We start from the raw sequence: 25607 nt of genomic DNA on the forward strand, positions 1-25607 counted from the left end.
CTGGTGACCAGCACGACGGCTGCCGGCACGGCCGTCAGGTGAACTGGATCGGCGTCCCCACCGGCAGGGTCGCGAGCGCGGCGGTCATCGCGGCGGAGATCCGGACGCAGCCGTGGGAGCTGCCCGTGGGGTCCGGGTAGTAGTGCAGCGCCGTCAGGGCGGAGTTCCCCCCGTACCCGGGAAGCAGGGCGGAGTGCGCCCCGGTCAGGGCGATCGGGTGGCCCTCGGTGTACGCGATCCTCGTGTCGACGTAGTCCGCCTCCATGTACGTCGAGGTGGCGGCGGGCGTCGGATCGGTCGGTGTGCCCAGCCGGGCGGCCTCGCTCGTGGCCGTCGCACCGCTCTCGGTGACGATCGCGATCGTCGAGGTCGCGTTGTCGACCCGGATCATGCGGTCCGTCCGGGTCAGGGTGAAGTCGGCCGCCCGCGCCCACGCGAAGGTCGCGCTCGGGGCGGTGGCCACACCGTTCGTGCCAGGGGTGCTCTTCCGTGACGGCGTGGACACCAGGACCATCCCGCCGTCGGCACCGGGGGAGCGTCCCCAGACCGCCGTGGCCGCTGGCCGGTTGACGGTCGGCACGGTGGCGCCGAGCGCTGCGATCGGCGCGCTGTCGGCGGCGGGGCTGGCGTACAGCGGCACGAGCGCCTGCCTCGGTGTCGCGATCTCCCACTGGTTCGCGGGGTGGGCCGTGGTGCCGTCGAGCAGGCCGGGGATGACGGCGTCGTAGTACGCCAACGGCAGCGCCGCGAGCGCCTGGGGACCGACCGGCGGCGGCACGGCCGCGAGGGTGGGTGTCGGCGCGGGCGTCGGGGTGATGCGGCGTGCCTCGGCGGTGGGGGTCGTCGCGGGCGTGGCCGGACGACCGTGGGTGACGCCGACCCCGATGCCCACCGCGACGAGCCCGACGACGACGACGCCCACCGCGACGAGCAGCGGACGCTGCCGCCGCCTCGACCGGGAGGCCCGCAGCGCGTCGGCCTGGTCGCCCGGCTCGTCGACGTGATCGGTCGTGTCCACTGTTCCCCCTCCGGCACGAGGGGCCCTCGACCCTCGTGCGCCAGGTCCATTGTCGTCCGCGGGTGCCCCGTCGTCCGCCGCCGCTCCGGACGGTCAGGCGGGACGGAACCGGCGGAGCCGCAGACTGTTGCCGACGACGAACACCGAGGACGCGGCCATGGCGGCACCCGCGATCATGGGGTCGAGCAGCCCGGCCATGGCGAGCGGGAGCGCGGCGACGTTGTACGCGAACGCCCAGAACAGGTTGCCGCGGATCGTCCGGAGTGTCCGTCGGCTCAGGGCGATCGCATCCGCCGCGGCCGCCAGGTCACTCCGGACCAGGACCACGTCCGCGGCGTCCATCGCCACGTCGGACCCCGTGCCCATCGCGATGCCGAGGTCCGCGGCGGCGATCGCGGCCGCGTCGTTCACACCGTCCCCGACCATGGCGACGACCGCCCCGGCACGTTGCAGGTCGGTCACGGCGCGGTGCTTGTCCTCGGGTCGCACCTCCGCGACCACCTCGTCGATGCCGACCTCGGTGGCGACGGCACGGGCGACCTCCTGCCCGTCGCCGGTGAGCAGGACCGTCCGGAGACCCATGCGTCGCAACCGCTCGACCGCGGCGCGACTCGTCGGGCGGACCGCGTCGGCGACGAACACCAGGCCGAGGACGTGGCCGTCGTGTGCGACCGCCACGACGGTCCGCCCGGTCGCGGTCGCCCGCTCGACGTCGGCCACGAGTGCTGCCGGCAGGGGTGTCGCTCCGAGCCCCGTGACCCAGCCTGGACGACCCACGCGGACCACGGCGCCGTCGACCACGGCCTCGACGCCGGATCCCGCGGTGGAGCGGAAGGCCAAGACGGTCGCAGCGGTGTCGTGACCCGCGCGCTCCACGAGGGCGCGCGCGACCGGGTGTTCGGACCGACGTTCCACGGCGGCGGCCAGGGCGAGCACGGTCTCCTCGTCGGTCCCCGTGCCGGGCGCGAGCACGACCTCTTGGACCTGCATGCGACCGGTGGTGACGGTGCCGGTCTTGTCGAGCACGACGGTGTCGACGCGCCGGGTGACCTCGAGCACCTGCGGGCCCGTGATGAGCACCCCGAGCTGCGATCCACGGCCGGTCCCGACGAGCAACGCCGTGGGCGTGGCGAGACCGAGGGCACAGGGACAGGCGATCACGAGCGTCGCGACGGCGGCGGCGACCGCCGGACCGGTTCCGGACCCCATCGCGAGCCAGCCGACGAGCGCGACGAGCGCCAGGCCGATCACGACGGGGACGAACACCGCGGAGACCCGGTCGGCGAGCCGTTGCACGGACGCCTTCCCCGTCTGGGCGCGGACGAGGAGGCGACCGATCCGCGCGACCTCGGTGTCGGCGCCGATGCTCGTCGCAGCGACGACCAGGGCCCCGCCGACGTTCACGGTGGAGCCGGTCACGGCGTCACCGACCGCGACCTCGACGGGCACCGACTCGCCCGTCATGATGCTGGTGTCGACGGCGGAGGTCCCCTCGACGACGACACCGTCGGTGGCGATCCGGTCGCCGGGACGGACGACGAACCGGTCGTCGACGCGGAGCGCCGTGGTGGGCACCTCGACCTCCCGACCGTCGCGCAGCAGGCGGGCGGTCGGGGTGCCGAGGTCGAGGAGCGCCCGCAGCGCGGCCCCCGAGCGACGACGGGCCCGGAGTTCGGCCACGCGGCCGGCGAGCAGGAACACGGTCACGACCGCGGCCACCTCGGCGTAGGAGTGCGTCCCGGCCACGTCCCGGCCGGCGAGACCGGCCACCAGGGACCAGACCGACCAGAGCAGGGAGGCGGTCACCCCGAGCGACACGAGCGTGTCCATCGTCGCGGCGCCGTGTCGGGCGTTCACGACCGCCGACCGGTGGAACGGCCACGCGCCCCACGCCGCGATCGGGAGCGCCAGCACGAGCGCGACCCAGGTCGACCCGGGGAACCGCAGGACGGGCACCATCGACAGCGCGACCACGGGCAGGGCGAGCGCGGCGGAGACAGCGAGTCGGCGGCGCAGGGGGAGGGCGGGGTCCCGTTCCTCGACGTCCGGTTCGGGCAGGTGCGCGTGGTACCCGGCGGCCTCGACCGTCCGGATCGCGTCGGGGACCCCGATCTCCGGCGGGAGGAGGACCGTGGCGGTCTCGGTCGCGTAGTTGACGCTCGCCGCCACGCCGGGCAGCTTGTTGAGCTTGCGTTCGATGCGGTTCGCGCACGATGCGCAGGTCATGCCCTCGATCGCGAGGTCGACCGGTGCGGCGGTGTCGCTCATGCCTCCGCCAGCGCGTACCCCGCGTCGTCGACGGCGGCCGCGGCCTCGGCGTCGCCGAGCGGACGCTCGCTCGTGACCGTCGCGGTCGAGATCCCGCCGACCTGCAGGTCCACCACGACGCCGAGGACGCCCGGGAGCTCGCGGAACGCCTCGTCGACGCTCATGACGCAGTGCTCGCAGGTCATCCCGCTGATCCGGTAGTCGGTCGTCGTCGGCTCGGTCATGCTCGTCTCCCTCGGTCGTCGCGATACCCTGGCGGGGTACCGCACCACGATACCGCCACCGACCGGGAGGCACGGCATGACCGACGAGACCACGCACCACCACGGGTACATCTCCGCGAAGGACGACTACCTGAAACGGCTCCGGCGCATCGAGGGGCAGGCGCGCGGCCTGCAGCGGATGGTCGACGAGGAGCAGTACTGCATCGACATCCTGACCCAGGTCTCCGCGATGACGAAGGCCCTGCAGTCGGTCGCCCTCGGACTGCTCGACGACCACCTCGCGCACTGCGTCGCCGACGCCGTCGCGGAGGGCGGCGATGCCGCGGACGAACGCATCCGAGAGGCATCGGCGGCGATCGCGCGACTCGTGCGCTCCTGATCGGGCGCGGCCGCCGGTGACGGTGGTGCTCCCTACGCTGCAGTCCGTGGCCGAACCGGTGGGTGTGTGGTGGGCTCGACGGCAGTGGTCGCGCGGGCGCGAGGTGCCCTACGCCGTCGGTGAGTTCCGCGAGGCATGGCGTTCCTTCCCGGTCCTCGTGCGCCAGTACCACCCCGACCGCAACAGCGGCATCGTCCTCAGCCAGATCCCGCCCGCCGCCGACGTCTTCCTGAGTTGGGAGTGTGACGCGGGCCACGTGTTCGTCGCCACACCGAGCGAACAGCGGTCCCGTCCCGGCCGGGAGCGCCGGCGGTCCTCGTGGTGTCCCGAGTGTGCCGCGCAAGCCCGACCCCGCGGACCGCTGACCCTGCTGCACCCCGCCGTGGTGCCGGCCACGGGTCGGGGCGGGGTCACCGGGCCGGCATCCGACGCACCACGTGCGCCCGCTCCGCTCGCGACGCGTCCGACTCGACCCACACGTCGTGGCCGGGACGTCTGCACCCGGACCCCCGACCTCCCGGTGGGGACCCCGTTCCGCAGTGCGTGCGCCCCGCGCCCGGCGTCCGCGGTGGAGGCGCAGCTGCGTGCCGACCTCCGCGCGCGGCTCGAGCACACCGAGGGCGACAACGCGGTGCGTCTCGCCCGACCCTTCTTCGACCACCTCGAGGCGTGGCCCGACGTCGTGCTCCCGGAGCTCCGCGTCGCGATCGAGTACGACTCGACGGGACGCCACGGTCTCGAGCACGTGGGCCGCCGTGAGGACGCCGACCGCCGGAAGGACCGTGCCCTCCGAGCCGCGGGGTGGGAGGTCATCCGCATCCGGACCGGACGGCTCCCGGCACTCGGGCCGCACGACATCGAGGCCGGCGGGTGGTCCCGGCGGACGCTCGCCCGGCTCGTGGACGAACTGCGGGCGGTGCGCGGGGACCTGCTCGTCGACGCCTACCTGCGCGACTGACACCGGGCACGGTCCGTACGGGGCCCGAGATCAGGTCCGGAGCGCGACGGCCTCGCTCACCCAGCGCGTGTAGAGGTCCCACGGCGCCGGCTGGCCGTCCGTCACGCGGCCGACGTGCTGGCGGAGGTCGTCCTCGATCCTGAACCACTCCGACCCGGGGTACCGCAGGTGCGCGAACTGGTGGTGTCGGGCGCGTTCCAGGGCGCGCCCACCCCGTTCGAACCCGAGGAGTTCCTCGTGCCAGAGCCGGGCGAGCCGCTGGCGGGGGTTGGCGGAGGTGCCGATCTTGATGCGCTCCTCGAAGCGGATGTAGTAGACGACGTCGACGCGTGGCGGACGTGCCTCGCCGTCGGGCACCGCCCCGACGCGCCACTCGCACACCCCGCAGACCCACCCAGAGGGATACCGCACGCCGGTCCGTGCTCCGCAGGCGGCGCACGGCGCGGGGAGGACGTCGTCGACACCGCCCGTGGCGCCGGCCCACTCGGCCGCCACGGCCAGGTGCTGCGCGCAGAGCGCGACGGGCGCGTCCGGAGGGACCGGGCGGCGGCAGGACGAGCCGCACATCGGACCCGCACAGGCGGCCGCCCGTGTTCCCCGCGAGCGTCGCGCGGCGGTCCCGTGGCCACGGTCGTCGATCCCGTCGTCGTTCGTCACCCTCGCACGGTACGGCGGACCCCCGACGCGACGGCGCTCCCGCACGCGATGTGCACGGCAGGGCGGTCCGTTCCACTCCGCTCCGAAACGGCTGGGAATCGGATTGCCGTACGGAGTCCAGGAAGACCGACTCCCGCGGAAACACGGGGACCGGGAAAGCATACCGAGTATCCTTTTCCTGAACCATGCTCACGCATGGTTGTATGACGGCCATGGGGAAGATCTGGGAGTTCGGTCGGCGCACGAGCGGCAGCGCGGGGGAGGCGCTCCTCACCGCCGCTGACCGCGCGTCGCTCGCGACCGTGTCGGGCGCGGTCACCACGGCACGACCGTGGTTGCACTTCTGGTACTGCGACACCGAGCGGGACGCCCGAGCAGCGGCCGACCGCATGCGCGAGTCCGGATGGGGCATCCGTCGCCTCGGCCGGGCCGTCGGTGAGGACGGATGGGCCGTGATCGCGGTCCGCACCGTCTCCGTGATCGACGAACGCACGGTGTCCGACGCCCGGCGGTTCTTCACCGACCTGGCCCGTCGCCACCACGGTGACTACGACGGCTGGGAGTACGGCGTCGACGCGCCCGCTCCCTCGCATGCACTTCGGCTCTGACGACGACGTCGACCGACCACGACACCGCTGATCGCGACCGGGCCCGAGGCGGCCGCGCGCGGCGGGGAGCACGGCGCCGGGAGGTCCTCCGGCGCCGACACGCGGAAGCGGCGGCGCGCACAGCGCGCCGCCGCTTCCCTACGCTGTCCCTCGTGCAGCTGTTCCTGATCCGCCACGGGGAGACCCCCACGAACGTCGTCAAGCGCCTCGAGACCCGCGTCCCGGGTCCGGACCTCACCCCGACGGGACGCGAGCAGGCCGACGCCCTCGCGGCATCGTTCGTGAGCCGCAGGCTGGACGCCGTCTACGTCTCACCGCTCGTCCGGACGCACCAGACCGCGGCCCCGCTCCTCCAGGGGCGTGACCTGGTCGCGGTGGAACTCCCGGGCCTGCTCGAGATCGAGGCGGGTGAGCTCGAGGGTCACGACGACCGTGCCGCCGTCGAGCGGTACCACGGCACGATCGGTGCGTGGGTCGCGGGGGACCTCGACCGTGCGATGCCCGGCGCCATCACGGGCCGCACCTTCCTCGATCGATTCGACGGTGCAGTGGAGCAGATCGCGACCGCCGGCGACGAGGTCGTGGTCGCGGTGAGCTCGGGCGCGGCCATCCGGGCGTGGGTCGGCCTCCGGGTGGACAACGTGGACCTCGCGTTCGTGGCCGACCACGTCCTCGGCAACACGGGTGTCGTCGAGCTCCAGGGGTCACCGGACGACGGGTGGACCTGCGTCGCCTGGGAGGGTGCCGGAGTGACCGCGGGCGCGACCGACGCGGCCGGTGGCGTCATCTGACCGCGGCTGGCGGGATCTGACGACGGTCGGAGACCACTCCTCGGCGACCCATGCCGCGCCTCCCGGCCGACGCCGCCCGCGACCCGAGTCGACGAGCGTGGAGAGGGTCCGGGCGCGACCCGAACGCACCCGGACCCTCCGGTGCCCGGCGTCGCGATGTGCGACGGGGCGTCCACGCGGACGATCGCGCCATGACCCGAACACGGCTCGGTCGCCCCGTGGGCCCGCCTGGTGGCGGGCTGGTCCAGTGTCGATCGCGGTCCCGACGGGTGCAGGGGGGATGCATCCACCAGGAGCGCGTGCATGACCGACGCTGGAGGTCTGGCTCACGGCACGGGCCGACCCTTCCGTCGGCGCTGCCGGAGGACGACAGCGCCGACCGCGGCCTGGAGCAACCCTGCGGCGACCGCGGCGAACGGAGCGAGGTGCCCCGTGGACGGCGCGAGCGCGAGGAGTCCGGACGCCGCGGTGGCGGCGCCGATCGCGGCGACGACGACCGAGATGCGGCGTGGTGTCGCAGCGACCCTCCGCACGACGACGGCGGCTGTCACCGCCGCGGCTCCCGCCGTCACCATGAGGCCGGCCTCCACGACCCCGGCCGACGCGATCGGCGGCGAGGGCAGCAGCGGCACGACCCCGACCAGGAGGCCGGCGCCGCCGAACACGGCGAACGAGACCCGCCCGATCCACGACCCACGGACGGCGTCCCATGCGCCGCCGTCGCCGAACCCGAGCACGAACGCGGCCATGAAGGTCGCGGCACCACCGAGCATCGCGAACGACGCCTGACCGGACGGTCCGGCGGGACCGCCGGTGGGACCGGCGAGCTGGGCGATGACGCTGAGCAGGGCGCCCACCACCAGCGCGGTGCCACCGAGGAGCATCGTGCTGCTCCGCGGTGCGGTGACGCGCGCTGTGGTCATGTCGGCTCCGGGTCGGTCGGCGGTGGACGGGGACGACGCCGGTACCACCCCTGAGACCACGACACCGGTGCCGTTCCGTCCGATCACCAGCAGCGTAACGGCAAAACCGTACTGTTGGGTATGCTTCTTGGCCCCACTCCGGGGGTGTCGGTCCGGCGGCGCCCGGGGAGGACGGGGGTTCGACCCCAAAACGGGGGACGCGGCCTGTCCCCGTGTACCGCTCCGCCCGTGGACCAGGCAGGCGCGGACCCCGGACGGCGGGACGCCCCGCTCCTCGCGATCCGCGGCACTCCGGGCGCGCGGGCAGCACGACGGCGAGGGCGTGGTGCCGCACGACACGCGTCGTGTACCCCGCGCGAGGTGCACGTCGCCGTCGGGGCGGCGCGACCGTGTGGAACGGGTGGTGTCGCGACGGACCGCTGCCCCATACGATGCTCATGACCGCCACCGAACGTACGTCCAGTACGCGAACCCGAGAGACCGACCTGTCCCCTCACGCGCATCTCCTCCCGGGAGCCCTGGTGCACCGCCGTCAGCTGACGGAGGTGCTGCTCACTGCGCTCGAGCGGACGAGCGACAGCACCTTCGTGGCGGACGTGCACTGGCCGAGGCGGCACGCGTACTTCGGACCGTGGGGCACGGACGACGTCGCCGTCGGACCCGCGCTCGCGCTCGAGACGCTCCGTCAGACCGCGATCGCACTCGCGCACCTGCACCTCGGGGTGCCGTTCGGACAGGCGTTCGTGATGGAGTCGATGCGCGTCGAGGTCGCCGACGACGCGGTCCGCCGCTCCGACCGCCCCGGATCGCCGACCATCGACGTCGTGGTCTCGGAGCTCGTCGAGCGCAAGGGCGTCGCCGCGTCCTACGACTCGATGCTCACGGTCCGCGACGGCGACCACGTCCTCGCCCGCGGGGGCGGTCGTGCCCGCACCATCCCCGGACCCGTGTACCGCCGGATGCGCGAGGGCGCGCCGTCCTCAGCGGACGTCGATCGCCTGCCGCCTCGCCCGAGTCCGGCCGCGCACGGGCTGGTGGGCGCGCCGACGCCGGACTTCGTCCTGCTGTCCGGTGCCGCGGGCAGCGACGCGTTCGAGCTCTCGCTCGACGCCACGAACCCGGTGTACTTCGACCACCCGCTCGACCACGTGCCGGGCATGGTCGTGCTCGAGGCCGCGCTGCAGGCCTTCCGCGCCCACGCGGACGATCCGACGCACACGCCCCGCGAGGTCACGGTCGAGTTCCTCGCCCACGCGGAGCTCACGAGTCCCGTGACGATCACGCTCGAGCGCGAGGACGGCACCGAGGTCGCGGTCCTGTGCCAGGACGGCGTCGTCGTGTCGCGCGTCCGCGCCTCCGCCTTCCCCGGCTGAGTCACACTGTCCCGCTGAGCGGCACTGCCCCGCTGAGCGGCACTGCCCCGCTGAGCGGCACTGCCCAGCTGAGCGGCACTGCCCAGCTGAGCGGCACTGCCCGGCCTCGTCGCACCGCCCGGCCGAGCCGCACCGCCCGACGGAGCGGTGCCGTGGGGCGTGCGGTCAGACCGCCGAACGCATGATCCGGGCCGGGAGGTCCGCCACGAGCGGCTGCCGCTCGGCCGGCACGAGCGCGGGGATGAGCAACATCGTCCACATGTTCTCGAGCTGCTGGAAGAGGTCCTCGCGGCTGTGCAGGATGTCCGAGACGAGCTGCACGCCCGTGTAGGCGGGGATGAGGAACGCCGCCAGGCGCGTGGGGTCCACGTCGGCGCGGATGTCACCCTCCTCGACCGCCGCCGCGATGAGCCCCTCGACCGTGTGGATCCAGCCCGCGTACGGCGCCTCGCGCTCGAGACCGTTGCCGCCGGCCTCGGTGGTGAGCCGCACCCCGGCGGACACGACGACCTCGTCCTTCATCTGCTGGGCGAAGGTCTGCGACATCCACATCATCCGCTCGAGCGCGGTGCGTCCGAGCAGGAACACCCGCTCGCCGTACGACTGCGCGATCTCATACTGCAGCTCGATGACCGCGTTCGCCACCTCCTCCTTCGACTTGAAGTGGTGGTAGAGCGCACCCTTGGTGACGCCCGCCTCCGAGGCGACGACGTCGAGCGACGCGTTCGCGTACCCGCGCTGCTCGAAGATCGTCGCGGCGCTCCGGACGATCTTGTCGCGCGTGACGACGGCGCGCTCCTGCTGGGCCATGGCGTCCCCTCCGACTCCCAACGGCCCCGACGGCCGCTCCGACATGGTAGCCACGCTCAGGTCCTGTTACCGTCCGCACGACACCCCTCGACGTGAATGGATGGCCCCCAGCGTGCAATCGTCCCCCGAAATGTCCTCCTCGCTGTCCTCCTCGACACCTGTCGCGGTGACCGGTCCGCTCGGGTTCATCGGGCGACGCGTCGTCGACGCGCTCGTGGCGGAGGCCGTGCCGGTCCGCGGTCTCGTGCGCCGTACGGTGCCCGAGAACGCCGCCTTCTCCCCGGTGTCCGGGGACCTGCTCGACCCGGAGGCCGTGGCCCGCCTGGTCGCGGGTGTGCAGACCGTCGTGCACAGCGCGGTCGCGATCGGCGGGGACGACGACGCCGTCCGCCGCACGAACGTGGACGGCACGCGCATCGTCGTCGAGGCGGCGGCCGAGGCAGGAGCGCGCGTGGTCCTGGTGTCCACCGCGGCGGTGTTCGGCTCCGGGCCGCACCGGGGCGGTCCGCGTCCGGGTGCGAGGCCCGAGTCCGCGACCTCCGTGAGCCGTGCGGAGGCGGAGCGGTTGGTCCTCGGAGCTGGCGGAGCCGTCGTCCGCCCGAACGTCGTCCACGGGGTGGGGGACCGATGGGTGTTCCCGTCTGCGCTGCGCCTCGTCACGGCCGTGGGGGCGGTTCCGGACACCGAGGCGCGGGTGAGCGTCGTGCACGTCCGGACACTCGGCCGCCGCATCGCGGCCGCCGCCCTCACGCGCGCATCGGGCGTCGTCCCCGTCCACACCGATCCGCCCGTGGCCGCGGGCGAGGTCGTGGTCACCGCCGCCGAGGTGCTCGGCCGCTCCCTGCCCCCGGTCGTGTCGGTGGAGGAGTTCCGCGATCGCGCCGCCGGTCGGGGCCTCAGCTCCCACCAACTCGCGATGCTGCTCGACGACGCGTGGTTCGACGTCGCCGACCCGGAGCCACTCGGCACGCTCGAGCTTGACGCCGAGGACCGCGACTGGTACCGGTCCCTCGCGGGGTGAATCCGGCCGGCGTCACTCGCGACGCCGGGCCAGCGCCGCATCGATCGCGGTCGCGCCGAGGGACACCACGGCGACCACCACGAGCACCCAGCCCGCCTCCGCCGGGGTCAGCGCGCCGGGGTGGACGGGTCGCGGGACCGCCAGGAACACGACCGCCGTGATGCCCGCGAGCGCCCCGAGCACCGTCCAGACCGTTCGACGGACCAGACCGGCGACCAGGCGTCGGTCGCGTCGGTCGGCGAGCACACGCACGTTCACGTTGAGGTGACCGGTCTCGAGGGCTTCCCCGATGCGGTCGACGCGGCGGGGCAGGCGCCGGAGTCCGGGCAGCACCGCGAGTGCCTCACGGACGAGGAGGTCCCGGACCCCGGCGGGGGTCGCCTGGTCCCGGATCTGGTCGCGGGCGAGCGTCCGGGCCTCCTCGAGCAGGTCGAACGCGGGCGTGACGGTGCGCAGCGTGCCCTCGAGGATCGCGAACGCCCGGGCGGCCGCGACGAACTCCGCGGGGACCGCCATGCCGTAGCGGCCGAAGACCTCGACGGCGGCGTCGACCGTGTCGATCCCGATGCGTGCTCCGGGTCCGAGCTCGTCGACGACGAACGTCGCGATGTCCCGTCGGAACGCCGGTTCGTCCACGGGGTCGGCGAGCGGGGCGAGCCGGAGCACCCCGTCGGCGATGCCGCGCGTGTCGGACTGCAGGTAGGCGACGAGCAGTTCCTGGACGGTCTCGCGCAGGGTGAGGTCGAGCCTCCCGACCGATCCGAAGTCGACGAGCGCCGGCCGCCCGTCGGGCATGACGAGGATGTTGCCGGGGTGCAGGTCCGCGTGGAAGACCCCGTCGACGACCACCTGCCGGATGAAGGCGCGGACCACGGTCCGCATCAGTGGTTCCAGCGACGCGGTGTCGGCCCCGTCCGCGCGGGCCGTCGCGAGCGTACGACCGTCGAGGAACTCCATGACGAGCACGCGGCGGGAGCTCAGCTCGTCGACGAGCTCGGGCAGGTGGAGTTCCGCGGCACGACGACTGCGCGCCTGCGTCGCGCGGAGTGCGGCGAGGTTCGTCGCCTCGCGGCCGAAGTCGACCTGCCGCACGAGGTCCGTCGCGTACTGGGCCGCGGCGTCCTCGACCCCGAGCCGACGTGCCTGCGCGGAGGTGCGCGCGAGGAACCGGGTGACCCGCAGCGCGATGTCGACGTCGCGGCGGATCACGACCGCGACGCCGGGTCGCTGCACCTTGACCGCGACCGTCCGGCCGTCCCGGAGGCGGGCACGGTGGACCTGCGCGATCGACGCGGCCGCGACCGGGACGGGATCGAACGCGGCGAACACCTCGTCGACGGGCGCACCGAGCTCCTCACGGAGGAGGGCCGCGACCGCGTCGGCCGGCGCGGGGGTGACGTCCTCCTGGAGATCGGCGAGGGCGGCGCGCCACTCGTCCGGCAGCAGGTCGTCACGCGTCGAGAGCAGCTGACCGATCTTGACGAACGCGCCGCCGGCCTCCTCGAGTGCGCGCCGCAACCCGGTCGCCTGCTCGACCCGGAGACCGGCCGTTCCCGGGGACCGCGAGAAGTCGAGGCGGCCGAACGGCAGCAGCCCGTTGCGCCGAGCGATGCCGAGCAGCTCCGCGAACCGGCGAGCACGGTCGCGGAGCGTCCCCGTCGTGGTGTCGTCGCCGCGGGCGAGGTCGGCCAGGCGCGGCAGGGTCGCTCGTCGGTCCGTCACGACCTGATCCTGGACCGCGACCCTGAGCACGGACGACACGGGGCACGGACGACCCTGAGCACGGACGACACGGGGCACGGACGACACGGGGCACGGACGACACGGGGCACGGACGACACGGCGCTCCGGCGACACGGCGCACCGGCGACACGACGCAACGGCGACACGACGCACCGGCGACACGACGCCCGCACCGGGACTACCGTCTGCGGCACCGCGCCCGAATCGTTCCGGCGCGGGGAGAGGAACGACGTGTTCGAGGCCGAGAACATCCGCGACTGGATCGGGCAGCCGGTCGTCGACGCCGGCGACGACCGGATCGGCAGCCTGGAGAGCATCTACTTCGACACCGCGACGTCGCAGCCGGCGTTCGCGAGCGTCCAGATCGGTCTGATCGGCCGGCAGCGACTCGTGTTCGTGCCCCTCGACGGCGCCACCGTGTCGCCCAAGCACCTCAAGGTGACCTACGACAAGAAGCTCGTCAAGGACGCGCCGTCCATCGACACCGACGGCGAGCTCGAGGCGTCGGTCGAACCGACGCTGTACCAGCACTACGGCCTCGCGTACCAGGCCGGTGCGGGCGGCGAACGGCGACTCGGGCGCCGCTGACCCCGACGACCGTCGAGCGGGCCCTGGACGTCCCCCCACATCGGCACGTCCATCCGGCCGCTCGACGGCCGTCGCACGGCCGGAGCCGCGCCTGTGCCCGAAGTCTCCCACAGGACGCGCGTCCTGGGAAATCGACGGGAACCAGGCCGGGGCGGCGTCCCTCATCGCTCCTGCCACTACGGTGGTCTGCCATGGGCATGCGTGAGGACCAACGCCGACGCACGAGGGACGCCATCCTCGAGGCCGCAGCCCTGGAATTCGGGGAACGCGGGTACCAGGCGACGACCTACGCCTCCGTAGCGGCCAGGGCGCAGGTGGCGAAGAGCCTCGTCAGCTACCACTTTGCGTCGAAGACCGACATGGTCCAGGCGATCATGGACGTGTCCTTCACGCAGGAGGGCGTGTTCGCCGCGCTGCCGGCCGCCGATCGTCCCCCGTTCGACGAACTCGCCCTGTCGACCGTCTTCGTCGCGATGCAGGAGCAGTCGGACCCCATCGGTCGGGCCGTCGTGCGGCTCGAGCGCGAGGCCGAACTCATCGACATCGACCTGCCGGTGCCGTACGTCGGGTGGATCCAGTTGTGCGCCACCACGCTGCAGCGCGCGGTCGACATCGGGGACGCCCCGCCCGAGGTCGACATCCCGTTCGAGGCGCACCTGATGGTCGCCGGGTTCGTCGGCCTCCACGAGCTCGCTGAGTCGCTCGGCGAGTACGAGGGCTTCGTCGCACGGGCCGTGTCGAACGCGCTCGACCGCTACGCGACGCTCGGTGCCACGCCCGCGGCCCTCGCGTCCGCCACCGAACGCGCGATCGAGGCGATGGAGGAGGCCGGGTGCGACGACGTCGACCGCATCCGTCGTCGGCTGCGGCGACTCGTCGGCTGACCGCCGCGCACGATCCTCACGCGGGCCGGGAGGCGTAGCATCGGTCGCCCCGCCGCCCCCGTCCCCGCTTGGTGAGGTCCCCATCCTGCTCTGCCGTCCCCTGGCCGTGATCGCCGCATCCGCCGTCCTGTCCGTCGTCGTCATCGGCACCGCCGACCCCGGTGCGGGACCGGCGGCGTCGGCGGCCACCGTGGTGCCCGCCTCCACCGCGCACCACGGTGCGCGCGCCGGGCGCGACGGTCTGCCCCCGCGCGGAGCGGAGTACGTCGCGCTCGGCGACTCCTACGCCGCCGGCTACGGCCTGCCACATGCGACGGGGGACCCGGTCCCGGCCTGCGGCCAGTCATCCGAGGACTACCCGCACCGCATCGCGGCCAGCCTGGACCTCCGGCTCGTGGACGTGACGTGCGCGGGGGCCACGAGCGCCGACGTCGTCTCGCGACGCCAGAACGGTGCCGCACCGCAGGTCGACGCGCTGAGCGACCGGACGCGGCTCGTCACGCTGTCCATCGGCGGCAACGACGCGGGGCTGTTCGCGACGGCGTCCTCGTGCGTCGCCCTGTCCCGACGCGGGCCCGTGCTGTCGGGGGCGGACGTGCCGAACTGTCGCAGCCGCCTGGTCACCGACGGGACCGACGCGCTCGCGGCGGCCGTCGAGGGTCCCGTCACCCGTGGCATCCGGTCGGCGGTGCGTGCGGTGCGGACGGCCGCGCCGCACGCCCGACTCGTCGTCGTCGGGTACCCCACGATCTTCCCGGACGCCGCCCACACACCCGCGGCGGGTTGCTTCCGCGCCGCGCTCGACGCCGCGAGCCTGACCGGGTCGTTCCCGCGCGATGCGTTCCCGTTCACGGACACGGACGTCCGCTACCTCCACGGCGTGCAGCAGCGGCTCGACCGGACGACGCGGGCCGTCGTGCACCAGGCCGGTGGGACCTACGTCTCGATGCTCTCCGCGACGGCCGCCCACTCACCGTGCTCGAGGACCCGGCCGTTCGTCCGGGGGATCACCCTGTCCGCGTCGTCCGGCCTCCGGGACGTCGACCTCGTACCCGGGGCGCTGCATCCGAACGCAGCGGGTGCCGGAGCGATGGCCACGGATGCCGGACGCCGCATCCGCGCCGTGTACGCGGAGGCCGCGGCACGGGCCCGGGAGGCACGGGCCAGCGCGTCCGCGCAGGCGCGGGCGTCCGCGTCGGCAGCGGCTCGTGCGGCCGCCGCTCGGTCCTCCGCCGACGCGGGCCGGCTGGCGATCGGCGCGGGGGTGGTCGTCCTCGGCGCTGTCGTGGTCGTCTGGGCGTTCGTGCGTCGTCGACGTCGTCCCGACGGGTCGTGACGGCCGTGGTGACGAGCGCGGGCATCGTGCTGTACCGACCGGCCGCGGCACCGGTCCCTCGTGGTGCCGCCGACCCGGAGATCGACACCGAGGTCTTCGTCGCGCACATGGGCGGCCCGTTCTGGCGGCGGCGACCACGGGCCTGGTCGTTCCCGAAGGGCGAGTACCTCGACGAGACACCGCTCGACGCCGCGCGGCGCGAGTTCCACGAGGAGATCGGCGTCCCCGCACCGGACGTGCCGTACGTCGAACTCGGCACGTTCCGCCAGGCCTCGGGCAAGCGCGTCACGCTGTTCGCGGGCGCGTCGGACCTCGTCGTGGAGACGGTCCGGAGCACGACCTTCCTCGTCGAGCTCCCGCGGGGGTCGGGCCGGATGGTGTCGTTCCCCGAGGTGGACGACGCCCGGTGGACGAGCGTCGCCGTGGCACGGACGGACCTCGTGGCGGGTCAGGTGCCCGCGCTCGACGCCCTGCTCACCCTGCTCCGTCGCGAGGAGGCGTAGCGCCGACGAGAGGGGCGGCGAGAGAGGCGTCGCGCCCACGAGAGGGGCATCGCACCCGAGAGAGGCGTTCCGCCCACGAGAGAGGCGGCGGGCTCAGGACGAGGGCCGCACACGACCGGACACGACCCCGCCCCGGACATGCACGGTGAGGGTGCCGCTCTCGCTCTGCGTCACGAGGGTGACGGACCCGGTGAGGGCGTCGGCACGGGGGAAGCACGACGTGCTCGCCGTCCGACCGTCCGCCGTCGCGAGCAGGCAGACGACCGACGCGTTCGTCCCGACCGCCGCGTACACGTCCCACGGCGTCTGGGCGTCGTCCGCGGACAGGGAGCGGTTCGTGAACACCAGGCGTGTGGAGTGCAGCCGCACGGGGGCCGAGACCGCTCCCGGGATCTGGTCGGCGAACGTCTGCGGCGCCGAGAGCAGCGCCGCGAGGGTGCGTTCCCCGTCGTTCGTGGCGGCCACGACCGACGGTCGTGACCGCTGTTGGTCGATCGTCGTCCCGACCAGTGCACCGACTCCGAACGACGCGAGTGCGGTGCCGACGATCGCGACGAGGCCGACACGGCGGAGCCGGACCGGAAGGCGGCCCCACGCTCCTCGCCTCGGCGCGCGACCGGAGCCGGAGCCGCTGGACCACCCGTCGTCGAGCGCGGTCACCGGTGCGACGTCGCTCGCCCGCGCCGAGGTCGGGTCGGGAGGTGCGGGGGCAGCGGGGCCCGCGCCCGACGGGACCCGGTCGGCAGCCATCGGCATCGAGTCGGTCCGGTCGGCGCCGGTCGGTCGAGCATCGCGCGTCCCGGTGACGACCGGCCGGCCAGGCGCGAGGGCATCGAGCGCCCGGCGAGCGGCCTGCGCCTCGGCGGGCGTGGCGTCCGGCCCGTACGCGATCGCCTGCAACGCCGCGCGCCGCCGGCCCGGGTCCGGGCCGGCGCCGCCGACCCGGTCATCGAGTGCCGACATGTCCTCCGCCGTTCGTCCCACCCATCCTGCTCCGTGGAGCGGCCCGCGGAGCGGCCGGGGTCAGTCCTCGGCCTCGGTGGCCTCCAGGTCGGCGGTCCGGGCATCGTCGTCCGTGAGCGCGTCGTCCGCGGGCGCCGCGTCGCTGTCGAAGGACAGGTCGCGCTCCAGCCGTTCCGCGGTGACCGGCTCCCCGTCGACGATCGGCGGTTCCCACTCGCGGTCGCTGCCGCTCGTTCCGTCGTTGCTCATGACGCCTCCTCGTCCGCGTGGCCGGGGCGCCCACGCTGAGCGCCCCTCGCGCCGACGCTAGGCGCGGCCCGCGACCTCCGTTCCCAGGGACGTCGTCGTCGCCGTCGGCCTAGGCTCGGCGACATGACGGAACCAGGGCACGACCAGCGCGACCCGGCTGCGGCTGCGGAGGCGGCAGCGGCGAGCACCTCCGACAGCGTGCTGCAGGGCGACCTCACCCGGCCGATGAGCGAGGACACCCAGTCGGGTGCGGCGGACTACGTGGCCACGAACACGGGCGGTGTCTCCGCCGAGCGCCGCAACCCGCTGCCGGACGAGGAGCAGGGACGAGGCACGGAGTACGACCCGGTGGACCAGGGCCCGCAGCAGGAGGGTCAGGGCGGCTGATCCCGTTCCGCGGGAGCGACGGCTGCCCGCGCGCCGCGGACCACGTTCAGCGGACTCCAGGCAAGATCACGGCATGACCGCTGCCTCCCCGCGCACCCCGGCCACGGTCGCACTCGACCGTGCCGGTGTCCCTTACACGCCGCACGTGTACGAGCACCACGAGACGGCGACGAACTTCGGCGCCGAGGCGGCCGCGGCGCTCGGGCTCCGCGAGGACCAGGTGTTCAAGACGCTCGTCGTCCAGGTCGACGAGCAGCTCGTGGTCGCGGTGGTCCCCGTCGCGAACCGGCTCGACCTCAAGGCGATCGCGAACGCGGTCGGGGGCAAGAAGGCGTCGCTCGCGGCACCGGACCTCGCGGAGCGGCGCACGGGATACGTCGTCGGCGGCATCAGCCCCGTCGGACAGCGCACCACGCTCCGAACCGTGCTCGACGCGTCGGCCGAGGACTACGCCACGATCTTCGTGAGCGGCGGACGGCGGGGGTTCGACATCGAACTCGCGCCGCGAGACCTCCTCGCGGTCACGGCGGGCGCGACGGCCGCGATCGCGCGGGACTGAGCCGGCCCCGTGGCGACCTCCTCGCGGACCTGAGTCGGGTCGACGCAACTTCTTCCCGCGCCCGGGAATGGCCGGGGCACCCCTGCGTTGTATTGAGTCGGACGCACTCAAGTTCCACAGGAGGTCCCTTTGTCAGACGTCTTCGGCCCGACCGGCAGCGACAACTCGTTCGACGAGTTCCTCGCCCGCCTGCTCCAGGGCCAGCAGCGGTCCGTGCCGTTCGGCCGGCCCGTCGACATCACGCGGCTCCTCAGCCGCCGCACCCACGAAGTGCTCCGCGCCGCGGCGACGTTCGCCGTGGAGCGCGGCCACCACGAGATCGACGCGCTGCACCTGCTCCGCGTCCTCGTGACCGCCGAGCCGTTCGCCGGGCTCGTCCGCACCGTCGGCGCCGACCCCGAGCGGTTCGCCGCCGCGGTCGACGAACGACTCCCGGAGCCGTCCGACGAGCGCCCCGAGGGCCGTCCCGCGCTCACGCCCTCAGCGCAGCGCGCGCTCCTCGACGCCGCGCAGGCCGCGCGCGCGTTCGGGTCCACGTACGTCGACCCCGAGCACGTCTTCTTCGCGCTCGTGGTCGAGCAGGACACCGTCGCCGGGCAGATGCTCGTCGCCGCGGGCGTGACGCCGCAGACCATGCAGCAGTACGCGCAGGACGCCGCCCGTGCCGCCCGCGAGGGTCGCCCGGTCGCCGACAGCACCGCGGCCGGCACACGGGGCCAGGAGTCCGACACCCCGACGCTCGACCAGTTCGGCACCGACCTCACGGCCCGCGCGCGCGAGGGCGGCATCGACCCCGTGATCGGCCGCGCCGGTGAGATCGAGCAGACCGTCGAGATCCTGCTCCGCCGTACCAAGAACAACCCGGTCCTCATCGGTGAACCGGGCGTCGGCAAGACCGCGATCGTCGAGGGCCTGGCCCAGCGCATCGTCGACGGCGACGTCCCCACGCTGCTCCAGGGCAAGCGGGTCGTCGCACTCGACATGGCCGCGATGGTCTCGGGCACGCGCTACCGCGGTGACTTCGAGGAGCGACTCACCAAGGTCATGGACGAGATCGCCGCGCACCGCGACGAGCTCATCGTGTTCGTCGACGAGCTGCACACCGTCGTCGGCGCCGGCAGCGGTGGTGACGGCGGCATGGACGCCGGCAACATCCTCAAGCCGCGCCTCGCCCGCGGTGACCTGCACATGGTCGGCGCCACGACGCTCGACGAGTACCGCCGCATCGAGAAGGACGCCGCGCTCGAACGCCGCTTCCAGCCCGTGACGGTCGGCGAGCCGAGCGTGGCCGACGCCGTGCAGATCCTCGCCGGCCTGGCGCCGCGGTACGCCGAGCACCACGGCGTCGCCTACACAGACGACGCCATCCGCGCGGCCGTCGAGATGTCACATCGCTACGTGACCGACCGCTTCCTGCCCGACAAGGCCATCGACCTCATCGACCAGGCCGGCGCGCGGCGCCGTCTCGCCCTCAGCGGCACGGTCGACGTCGACGCCCTGCGTGCCGAGATCGTCGACCTGCAGTCCGCCAAGGACCGCGCGGTCGCCGAGGAGCAGTACGAGGAGGCATCGCGGCTCCGTGACGCCATCGACGGACTGGAGGCCCGGATCGAGTCCGCCACCGCGCCCACCGCGACCGACGCGAGCAGCGCCTCCCGGACGGAGGCCGACACGACGATCACCGAGGCGGACATCGCCGAGGTCGTCGCCCGTGCGACCGGCATCCCCGCCTCGCGGCTCACCGCGGACGACCGCGCCCGGCTCGCGGTCCTGGAGGACGACCTGCACGCACGGGTGATCGGGCAGGACGACGCGGTCGCCGCCATCGCCAAGTCCGTCCGTCGCAGCCGCACCGGCATGGGCGACCCGCGTCGCCCCGTCGGGAGCTTCCTGTTCCTCGGCCCGACCGGTGTCGGCAAGACCGAGCTGGCGAAGGCGCTCGCGTCGAGCCTGTTCGGCGACGAGACCGCGATGCTCCGCTTCGACATGAGCGAGTTCGGGGAGCGCCACACGGTCAGTCGGCTCGTCGGCGCCCCTCCCGGGTACGTCGGGTACGACGAAGCCGGGCAGCTCACCGAGCGTGTCCGCCGGAACCCGTACTCGGTGATCCTGCTCGACGAGATCGAGAAGGCGCACCCGGACGTGTTCAACCTGCTCCTGCAGGTGCTCGACGACGGACGACTCACCGACGGGCAGGGACGCACCGTGGACTTCCGGAACACGGTCGTGATCATGACGTCGAACCTCGGGTCCGAGTTCCTCGCCAGCCGTTCGGGCGCCCTCGGGTTCTCGGCGGCGACCGACGCCTCGGGGTACGAGGAGCAGGACCTGCGGAACCGGGTGATGGGCAAGCTCCGCGAGGCCATGCGGCCCGAGTTCCTCAACCGGATCGACGAGATCGTGCTGTTCCGCAAGCTCGACCGCGCGCAGCTGCACGCCATCGTCGGGCTCCTGCTCGCCGACACCGCACGTCGGGTGGCCGCGCAGGACCTCGACCTGGAGGTCCGTCCCGCCGCAGTCGACTGGCTCGCCGAGCACGGGTACGAACCCGAGTACGGCGCCCGTCCGCTGCGTCGGCTCATCCAGCGCGAGGTCGAGGACCGCGTCGCGGACCTCATGGTCCGCTCCGAGGTCGCGGCCGGCGAGACCATCGCGATCGACGTGGTCGCCGACCAGCTCGTCGCCACCGTGGACCGGGACGCCCGCGTGCGGGTCTAGTCCACTCCGGGTGGAGGAACGCCCCCGGTGTCGCATCGACACCGGGGGCGTTCCCGTCGCTTGTCCGGGCGGTGCCACGGACCGGACGGGCGTCAGCGCGCGGCGTTCTGCACGAGTCCGACCGCGTACGACGCGAACCAGTCGCCGGCCGCCGGCCCACCGTTGCACGTGCCGTCACTCGCACCGGGTGTCTTCACCCACAGCAGCGCGTCGAGCTGGCCGCTGCCGTACGTGACGTGCGGGTCCTGACCGAGGCCGGCACCCGCTGGGTTGCACCAGTCGCCGCGGGCACCGCGACCGTTCCGCGAGACGTCGATGACGAAGTGCGATCCGCCGGTGAGGGCGGACACCTTGCCGGCGTAGGAGCGCTCCGGGTCGACGGCGTTGAAGTTCGACACGTTCGTGAAGAACCCGCGCGCCTGGCTGACGCCCGCCTGGTTCAGCTCCGAGGCCGTGACGGCCGGCGTGTTCCAGCTCGAGTTCCCCCCGTCGAGGTACGCGGGGACACCGGCGGCGTGGAACTGTGCGACCGCTGTCCCGAGGAGCGGGAGCCGCGTCGACGCGTCCTGCGAACACGACGGGAGCATCGCGAGCGAGTCGGGCTCGACGAGCACGACCGCGCGATGACCGTGGAGGTCGTCCGCGATCTGCTGGTTCCACGCGGTGTACTGCGCGGGCGTCAGCCCACCAGCGGAGTACCCGCCGCAGTCCCGGTCGGGGATCGCGTAGGTGACGAACACCGGGGTGGTGCCCTTCGATTCTGCGCTCGCCAGGTTCCGTGCGATGGTGCTGTCGAGCAGGCCGCCCTGGAACCACTCGCCCAACCAGATCGCGATCGGCTGGCGTGCGATCGTCCGCGCCGCCGCTGCCTCGGTGGCCCGGCCCTGTGCGGCGAGGGTCGCTGCCGCCTGCGCCGGCTGGCTGTCGGGCTGGACGTACAGACCGCCCTGGTAGATCGTCTGCGTCGGAGCAGTACGGATCGTCGCCGGTGTGACGGTGGCGGTCGCCGCCGATGCGCTGGCGGTCTCGGTGATGGCCGTCGTGGTGCTGATCGACGCGACGGCGGCGGCCACGAGGGCCGCACGGACGATGCGGTTCATCGGTTGTTCCCCTGGGTGATCGCTGACAGACGTCCTGTACGTCTGCCGTGTGTGGGGGACAAGTCAACCGGCCGCCGTTCCGCTTGTCCACGCGGACCGGAGGGGCTTGCCAACCGCCACGCCGTGTGCTCCTCGCCGGCCAGCAGGACGGCCTGTACCCCGGTGGGCGGTCCGGATCGGCGCACGGCGTACCCCGTCGCGCGCCGGTACCGACGGCACGTCGGCCAGCGCCGTCCCCGTACGGTTGGGGCATGACCGAGCACGCCGCGTCCCTCGTCGAACGACTCACCGCCGTGGTGCCGGACTTCCCGAAGCCGGGGATCCTCTTCCGCGACGTCACCCCGGTGTTCGCCGATCCCGTCGCGTTCTCGACCGTCTGTGGCGCACTCGCCGAGCCGTTCACGGACGTCGAGGCCGTGGCGGGCAAAGAGGCGCGCGGGTTCGCGTTGGCCGGGGGGATCGCCGTCCAGCGGGGCCGGGGTGTGCTCACCGTCCGCAAGGCGGGGAAGCTCCCCGGCGAGGTCCTCAGCGAGCAGTACGCGCTCGAGTACGGCGAGGCCGCGGTGGAGCTGCGCCCCGGACAACTGCCCGAGGGCACGCGCGTCCTCGTGGTCGACGACGTCCTCGCGACGGGTGGTACCGCCGAGGCGACCATCACGCTGCTCGAACGTGCCGGGTACCACGCGGTCGGGTTCGCAGCGCTCCTCGAACTGGACGGCCTCGGGGGCCGGGCCCGTCTCGAGGGTCGACTGCCGGTGCACACCCTCGGGACCGCGCCCGCCTGACGCCTCGCGCGCGCTGCGCAGCGAGCACTCCCGCCACGGTGCGGGCCGGGGTCGTCGACGGGGCGGTGCGGGCCTCCCGGCCGACTAGTGTTGGTGCACCACCGAACGAGGGAGCCCCACCACCGTGACCGAGTCAGTCGTCCCCGCCGCCGACCAGCCCGACGTGCCGCCGGCACCCGCGACCGTGACGGCGACGACCACGACGACCGGGACCGAGCTGTTCGCGGGCGAGCGGTCGGTCGTGGCGATCCGGGTCGACGGTGTGCTCCGTGACCTCGCGGCCGAGGTCTCCGCCGGGGCGGTCGTCGAGCCCGTGACCCTCGCTGAGCAGGACGGCCTCGACATCCTCCGGCACTCGACCGCGCACGTGCTCGCGCAGGCCGTGCAGGCGATCAACCCCGAGGCGAAGCTCGGCATCGGACCGCCCGTCACCGACGGCTTCTACTACGACTTCGACGTGGCCGAGCCGTTCACGCCCGAGGACCTCAAGGCCATCGAGAAGGGCATGGACCGCATCATCCGGCAGGGCCAGCGGTTCGTCCGTCGCGTGGTGAGCGACGACGAGGCGCGCGAGCTCATGGCGGGGGAGCCTTACAAGCAGGAGCTGATCGGCCTCAAGGGCGCGGCGAGCGAGGGTGACGCCGGCGAGAGCGTCGAGGTCGGTGCCGGCGAACTCACCGTCTACGAGAACGTGGACCCGAAGTCCGGCGAGGTCGTCTGGCAGGACCTCTGCCGCGGGCCGCACCTGCCCACGACCCGGGTCATCGGCAACGCCGCGAAGCTCATGCGGGTGGCTGCGGCCTACTGGCGTGGCTCCGAGAAGAACCCGCAGCTCCAGCGGATCTACGGCACCGCATGGCCCGACAAGGACCAGCTCCGCGCGTACCTCGAGCGCCTCGAGGAAGCCGCCAAGCGCGACCACCGCAAGCTCGGGGCCGAGCTCGACCTGTTCTCGTTCCCGGACGAGATCGGCTCGGGCCTCGCGATCTTCCACCCCAAGGGCGGGATCGTCCGCCGCGAGATGGAGGACTACTCGCGGCGCCGCCACGAGGCCGAGGGCTACTCCTTCGTCAACACGCCGCACATCACCAAGGGCGACCTCTTCGAACAGTCCGGCCACCTCGGGTGGTACAAGGACGGCATGTTCCCGCCGATGCACCTCGACGAGGCACGGAACGACGAGGGCGAGATCACCCGGCAGGGCGCCGATTACTACCTCAAGCCGATGAACTGCCCGATGCACATCCTCGTGTACCGCTCGCAGGCCCGGTCCTACCGCGACCTCCCGCTCCGGCTGTTCGAGTTCGGGACCGTGTACCGGAACGAGAAGTCCGGTGTCATCCACGGCCTGACCCGTGTCCGTGGTCTCACGATGGACGACGCCCACATCTTCACGACGCGCGAGCAGATGAAGGACGAGCTCACCCGCACGCTGAACTTCGTGCTGTCGCTGCTCCGCGACTACGGCCTCACCGACTTCTACCTCGAGCTCTCCACGAAGGACCCGGACAAGTACGTCGGCTCCGACGAGGTCTGGGAGGAAGCCACGAGCACCCTGGCGGAGGTCGCCGCCGATTCCGGTCTCGAGCTCGTGCCGGACCCGGGCGGAGCGGCGTTCTACGGTCCGAAGATCTCGGTCCAGGCCCGTGATGCGATCGGCCGCACGTGGCAGATGTCGACGGTGCAGCTCGACTTCAACCTGCCCGAGCGTTTCGGCCTCGAGTACACCGCCGCGGACGGATCGCGTCAGCGTCCGGTGATGATCCACCGCGCGCTCTTCGGGTCGATCGAGCGGTTCTTCGGCGTCCTCACCGAGCACTACGCGGGTGCCTTCCCCGCGTGGCTCGCACCGGTGCAGGTCGTCGGGATCCCGGTGGCCGAGGAGTACGGCGACTACCTCGACGAGGTCGTCACGCGGCTCCGCGAGCAGGGCGTGCGCGCCGAGGTCGACCACTCTGACGACCGCATGCAGAAGAAGATCCGCACCCACACCAAGCAGAAGGTCCCGTTCATGCTCATCGCGGGCGATGAGGACCGGCAGCAGGGCGCCGTGAGCTTCCGGTTCCGCGACGGCAGCCAGCACAACGGCGTGCCGATCCAGGAGGCCGTGGACCGCATCACGACGGCCATCCGCGAGCGGGCTCAGGTCTGACCGTGGCGGAGACCCCGGGAACGGAGGGCGACCCCTTCGTCATCCGCTCCTCCGCGGACATGGCCGCCGTGCCCGACGCGTTCCAGCGCCTCTGGACGCCGCACCGCGCGGTGTACATCGAGCAGGGACGCGCGGGGGAGGGGCGTGGCCAGAAGGACGACTGCCCGTTCTGCGTCGCGCCGACCCTGCCGGACGAGGACGCCCTCATCGTGGCCCGCGGCCGGACGGCATTCGTGCTGCTCAACCTCTACCCGTACAACAACGGCCACCTGCTCGTCTGCCCCTACCGCCACGTGCCCCTGTACGACGAGGCGACCGACGAGGAAGCCGCCGAGATGACCGCCCTCACGCGCACCGCGATGGGCGTGCTCCGGACCGTGGCGCACTGCGACGGCTTCAACATCGGCATGAACCAGGGCGAGATCGCCGGCGCGGGCGTCGCGGCGCACCTGCATCAGCACATCGTGCCGCGCTGGGCGTCCGACTCGAACTTCTTCCCGATCATCGCGCGGACGAAGGCGATCACCCAGCTCCTCGGCGAGACCCGGCGCCTGGTGGCCGAGGCGTGGCCGCACGAGTCGCGTGTTCGCCCAGCGTGATCACGCTCCGC

General features: G+C 73.2%; 26 protein-coding genes. 16 read left to right on the top strand and 10 right to left on the bottom strand.

Going from position 1 to position 25607, the window contains the following annotated elements; translation table 11 throughout:
- Positions 1-34: 34 nt before the first annotated feature.
- From DEI93_RS08155 to DEI93_RS08165, 3 genes are all read right to left on the bottom strand, one after another.
- Entirely contained in the window at positions 35-1018 is a 984-nt protein-coding gene (locus DEI93_RS08155) for a L,D-transpeptidase family protein (protein WP_111025581.1), read from the bottom strand.
- A 93-nt stretch (positions 1019-1111) separates the two neighbouring features.
- Positions 1112-3286: a heavy metal translocating P-type ATPase gene (locus DEI93_RS08160; protein ID WP_111119333.1), complete on the bottom strand. Its 2175-nt coding sequence runs from the start codon at positions 3284-3286 to the stop codon at positions 1112-1114.
- Positions 3283-3510, bottom strand: a complete 228-nt coding sequence (locus DEI93_RS08165) for a heavy-metal-associated domain-containing protein (protein WP_111119334.1) — start codon at positions 3508-3510, stop codon at positions 3283-3285. The genes DEI93_RS08160 and DEI93_RS08165 overlap by 4 nt, the downstream gene beginning before the upstream one ends.
- Before the next feature lie 76 nt (positions 3511-3586).
- Here DEI93_RS08165 and DEI93_RS08170 point away from each other — a divergent pair, with 76 nt between their 5' ends.
- Both DEI93_RS08170 and DEI93_RS08175 read left to right on the top strand, forming a co-directional pair.
- The gene (locus DEI93_RS08170; protein ID WP_111009011.1) at positions 3587-3889 is read left to right on the top strand and encodes a metal-sensitive transcriptional regulator; all 303 of its coding nucleotides are present in this window, start codon (positions 3587-3589) and stop codon (positions 3887-3889) included.
- A 46-nt stretch (positions 3890-3935) separates the two neighbouring features.
- A complete protein-coding gene (locus tag DEI93_RS08175) occupies positions 3936-4847 on the top strand; it encodes a putative endonuclease domain-containing protein (protein WP_111119335.1) in 912 nt (303 codons plus the stop codon).
- 30 nt (positions 4848-4877) lie between these two features.
- Here the strand turns inward: DEI93_RS08175 and DEI93_RS08180 are convergent, their stop codons facing one another.
- Positions 4878-5504 carry a GIY-YIG nuclease family protein gene (locus DEI93_RS08180; RefSeq protein WP_502868527.1) on the bottom strand — a complete coding sequence of 209 codons (627 nt, stop codon included), beginning with the start codon at positions 5502-5504 and terminating at the stop codon, positions 4878-4880.
- A 203-nt stretch (positions 5505-5707) separates the two neighbouring features.
- On the opposite strand from DEI93_RS08180, the gene DEI93_RS08185 reads away from it, so the two are divergent.
- Both DEI93_RS08185 and DEI93_RS08190 read left to right on the top strand, forming a co-directional pair.
- A complete protein-coding gene (locus DEI93_RS08185) occupies positions 5708-6112 on the top strand; it encodes a ribonuclease E inhibitor RraB (RefSeq protein ID WP_181435985.1) in 405 nt (134 codons plus the stop codon).
- Positions 6113-6264: 152 nt separating this feature from the next.
- A complete protein-coding gene (locus tag DEI93_RS08190; protein ID WP_111035848.1) occupies positions 6265-6903 on the top strand; it encodes a histidine phosphatase family protein in 639 nt (212 codons plus the stop codon).
- A gap of 326 nt (positions 6904-7229) precedes the next feature.
- Here DEI93_RS08190 and DEI93_RS08195 read toward each other — a convergent pair whose 3' ends face one another.
- Complete coding sequence (locus DEI93_RS08195; protein WP_146244361.1) at positions 7230-7826, bottom strand: hypothetical protein; 597 nt, start codon at positions 7824-7826, stop codon at positions 7230-7232.
- Positions 7827-8263: 437 nt separating this feature from the next.
- Here DEI93_RS08195 and DEI93_RS08200 point away from each other — a divergent pair, with 437 nt between their 5' ends.
- Positions 8264-9199, top strand: coding sequence for a ScbA/BarX family gamma-butyrolactone biosynthesis protein (locus tag DEI93_RS08200; RefSeq protein ID WP_502868528.1), 936 nt, complete (start codon positions 8264-8266; stop codon positions 9197-9199).
- Between the two features lie 165 nt (positions 9200-9364).
- Here DEI93_RS08200 and DEI93_RS08205 read toward each other — a convergent pair whose 3' ends face one another.
- A complete protein-coding gene (locus tag DEI93_RS08205; protein WP_181434812.1) occupies positions 9365-10009 on the bottom strand; it encodes a ScbR family autoregulator-binding transcription factor in 645 nt (214 codons plus the stop codon).
- 166 nt (positions 10010-10175) lie between these two features.
- Between DEI93_RS08205 and DEI93_RS08210 the strand changes: the two genes are divergently transcribed.
- Complete coding sequence (locus DEI93_RS08210) at positions 10176-11030, top strand: NAD-dependent epimerase/dehydratase family protein (protein WP_181435986.1); 855 nt, start codon at positions 10176-10178, stop codon at positions 11028-11030.
- Positions 11031-11042: 12 nt separating this feature from the next.
- Here DEI93_RS08210 and DEI93_RS08215 read toward each other — a convergent pair whose 3' ends face one another.
- Complete coding sequence (locus DEI93_RS08215) at positions 11043-12752, bottom strand: ABC1 kinase family protein (RefSeq protein WP_181435987.1); 1710 nt, start codon at positions 12750-12752, stop codon at positions 11043-11045.
- A 252-nt stretch (positions 12753-13004) separates the two neighbouring features.
- On the opposite strand from DEI93_RS08215, the gene DEI93_RS08220 reads away from it, so the two are divergent.
- The 4 genes from DEI93_RS08220 (at position 13005) to DEI93_RS08235 (ending at position 16084) form a co-directional block, all read left to right on the top strand.
- Positions 13005-13361: a PRC-barrel domain-containing protein gene (locus DEI93_RS08220; protein WP_111035852.1), complete on the top strand. Its 357-nt coding sequence runs from the start codon at positions 13005-13007 to the stop codon at positions 13359-13361.
- Between the two features lie 191 nt (positions 13362-13552).
- Entirely contained in the window at positions 13553-14245 is a 693-nt protein-coding gene (locus DEI93_RS08225) for a TetR family transcriptional regulator (protein WP_111009018.1), read from the top strand.
- Between the two features lie 106 nt (positions 14246-14351).
- Positions 14352-15581 (top strand): SGNH/GDSL hydrolase family protein, encoded by a 1230-nt coding sequence (locus tag DEI93_RS08230; RefSeq protein WP_181435988.1) that lies wholly within the window; start codon positions 14352-14354, stop codon positions 15579-15581.
- Positions 15578-16084 (top strand): NUDIX hydrolase, encoded by a 507-nt coding sequence (locus tag DEI93_RS08235; RefSeq protein WP_258372184.1) that lies wholly within the window; start codon positions 15578-15580, stop codon positions 16082-16084. Before DEI93_RS08230 ends, DEI93_RS08235 begins: the two co-directional genes overlap by 4 nt.
- Before the next feature lie 93 nt (positions 16085-16177).
- Here the strand turns inward: DEI93_RS08235 and DEI93_RS08240 are convergent, their stop codons facing one another.
- Both DEI93_RS08240 and DEI93_RS08245 read right to left on the bottom strand, forming a co-directional pair.
- A complete protein-coding gene (locus DEI93_RS08240; protein WP_146244362.1) occupies positions 16178-17047 on the bottom strand; it encodes a hypothetical protein in 870 nt (289 codons plus the stop codon).
- A 60-nt stretch (positions 17048-17107) separates the two neighbouring features.
- Positions 17108-17296: a hypothetical protein gene (locus tag DEI93_RS08245; RefSeq protein WP_111013338.1), complete on the bottom strand. Its 189-nt coding sequence runs from the start codon at positions 17294-17296 to the stop codon at positions 17108-17110.
- Positions 17297-17419: 123 nt separating this feature from the next.
- On the opposite strand from DEI93_RS08245, the gene DEI93_RS08250 reads away from it, so the two are divergent.
- The 3 genes from DEI93_RS08250 (at position 17420) to DEI93_RS08260 (ending at position 20960) form a co-directional block, all read left to right on the top strand.
- Positions 17420-17683 (top strand): hypothetical protein, encoded by a 264-nt coding sequence (locus DEI93_RS08250; protein ID WP_111009022.1) that lies wholly within the window; start codon positions 17420-17422, stop codon positions 17681-17683.
- A gap of 73 nt (positions 17684-17756) precedes the next feature.
- The gene (gene ybaK / locus DEI93_RS08255) at positions 17757-18242 is read left to right on the top strand and encodes a Cys-tRNA(Pro) deacylase (RefSeq protein WP_111025590.1); all 486 of its coding nucleotides are present in this window, start codon (positions 17757-17759) and stop codon (positions 18240-18242) included.
- A 129-nt stretch (positions 18243-18371) separates the two neighbouring features.
- Complete coding sequence (locus tag DEI93_RS08260) at positions 18372-20960, top strand: ATP-dependent Clp protease ATP-binding subunit (RefSeq protein WP_111119341.1); 2589 nt, start codon at positions 18372-18374, stop codon at positions 20958-20960.
- Positions 20961-21052: 92 nt separating this feature from the next.
- On the opposite strand, the gene DEI93_RS08265 is transcribed toward DEI93_RS08260, so the two are convergent.
- Complete coding sequence (locus tag DEI93_RS08265) at positions 21053-22060, bottom strand: glycoside hydrolase family 6 protein (RefSeq protein ID WP_111119342.1); 1008 nt, start codon at positions 22058-22060, stop codon at positions 21053-21055.
- Positions 22061-22311: 251 nt separating this feature from the next.
- Between DEI93_RS08265 and DEI93_RS08270 the strand changes: the two genes are divergently transcribed.
- The 3 genes from DEI93_RS08270 (at position 22312) to DEI93_RS08280 (ending at position 25596) form a co-directional block, all read left to right on the top strand.
- Entirely contained in the window at positions 22312-22845 is a 534-nt protein-coding gene (locus tag DEI93_RS08270; protein ID WP_111119343.1) for an adenine phosphoribosyltransferase, read from the top strand.
- Between the two features lie 184 nt (positions 22846-23029).
- Positions 23030-24997: a threonine--tRNA ligase gene (thrS, locus tag DEI93_RS08275; protein WP_111119399.1), complete on the top strand. Its 1968-nt coding sequence runs from the start codon at positions 23030-23032 to the stop codon at positions 24995-24997.
- Positions 24998-25056: 59 nt separating this feature from the next.
- A complete protein-coding gene (locus DEI93_RS08280) occupies positions 25057-25596 on the top strand; it encodes an HIT family protein (protein ID WP_111013400.1) in 540 nt (179 codons plus the stop codon).
- The last annotated feature ends 11 nt before the right edge of the window (positions 25597-25607 follow it).

It is taken from the genome of Curtobacterium sp. MCBD17_035, assembly GCF_003234815.2.
GTDB lineage: Bacteria > Actinomycetota > Actinomycetes > Actinomycetales > Microbacteriaceae > Curtobacterium.

Excerpts from the sequence above, each read along its gene's own strand:
- DEI93_RS08160 (WP_111119333.1), bottom strand. The coding sequence starts at position 3,286 with ATGAGCGACACCGCCGCACCGGTCGACCTCGCGATCGAGGGCATGACC.
- DEI93_RS08165 (WP_111119334.1), bottom strand. The coding sequence starts at position 3,510 with ATGACCGAGCCGACGACGACCGACTACCGGATCAGCGGGATGACCTGC.
- DEI93_RS08170 (WP_111009011.1), top strand. The coding sequence starts at position 3,587 with ATGACCGACGAGACCACGCACCACCACGGGTACATCTCCGCGAAGGAC.
- DEI93_RS08185 (WP_181435985.1), top strand. The coding sequence starts at position 5,708 with ATGACGGCCATGGGGAAGATCTGGGAGTTCGGTCGGCGCACGAGCGGC.
- DEI93_RS08195 (WP_146244361.1), bottom strand. The coding sequence starts at position 7,826 with ATGACCACAGCGCGCGTCACCGCACCGCGGAGCAGCACGATGCTCCTC.
- DEI93_RS08200 (WP_502868528.1), top strand. The coding sequence starts at position 8,264 with ATGACCGCCACCGAACGTACGTCCAGTACGCGAACCCGAGAGACCGAC.
- DEI93_RS08205 (WP_181434812.1), bottom strand. The coding sequence starts at position 10,009 with ATGGCCCAGCAGGAGCGCGCCGTCGTCACGCGCGACAAGATCGTCCGG.
- DEI93_RS08225 (WP_111009018.1), top strand. The coding sequence starts at position 13,553 with ATGGGCATGCGTGAGGACCAACGCCGACGCACGAGGGACGCCATCCTC.
- DEI93_RS08240 (WP_146244362.1), bottom strand. The coding sequence starts at position 17,047 with ATGTCGGCACTCGATGACCGGGTCGGCGGCGCCGGCCCGGACCCGGGC.
- DEI93_RS08245 (WP_111013338.1), bottom strand. The coding sequence starts at position 17,296 with ATGAGCAACGACGGAACGAGCGGCAGCGACCGCGAGTGGGAACCGCCG.
- DEI93_RS08250 (WP_111009022.1), top strand. The coding sequence starts at position 17,420 with ATGACGGAACCAGGGCACGACCAGCGCGACCCGGCTGCGGCTGCGGAG.
- ybaK (WP_111025590.1), top strand. The coding sequence starts at position 17,757 with ATGACCGCTGCCTCCCCGCGCACCCCGGCCACGGTCGCACTCGACCGT.
- DEI93_RS08265 (WP_111119342.1), bottom strand. The coding sequence starts at position 22,060 with ATGAACCGCATCGTCCGTGCGGCCCTCGTGGCCGCCGCCGTCGCGTCG.
- DEI93_RS08270 (WP_111119343.1), top strand. The coding sequence starts at position 22,312 with ATGACCGAGCACGCCGCGTCCCTCGTCGAACGACTCACCGCCGTGGTG.
- DEI93_RS08280 (WP_111013400.1), top strand. The coding sequence starts at position 25,057 with ATGGCCGCCGTGCCCGACGCGTTCCAGCGCCTCTGGACGCCGCACCGC.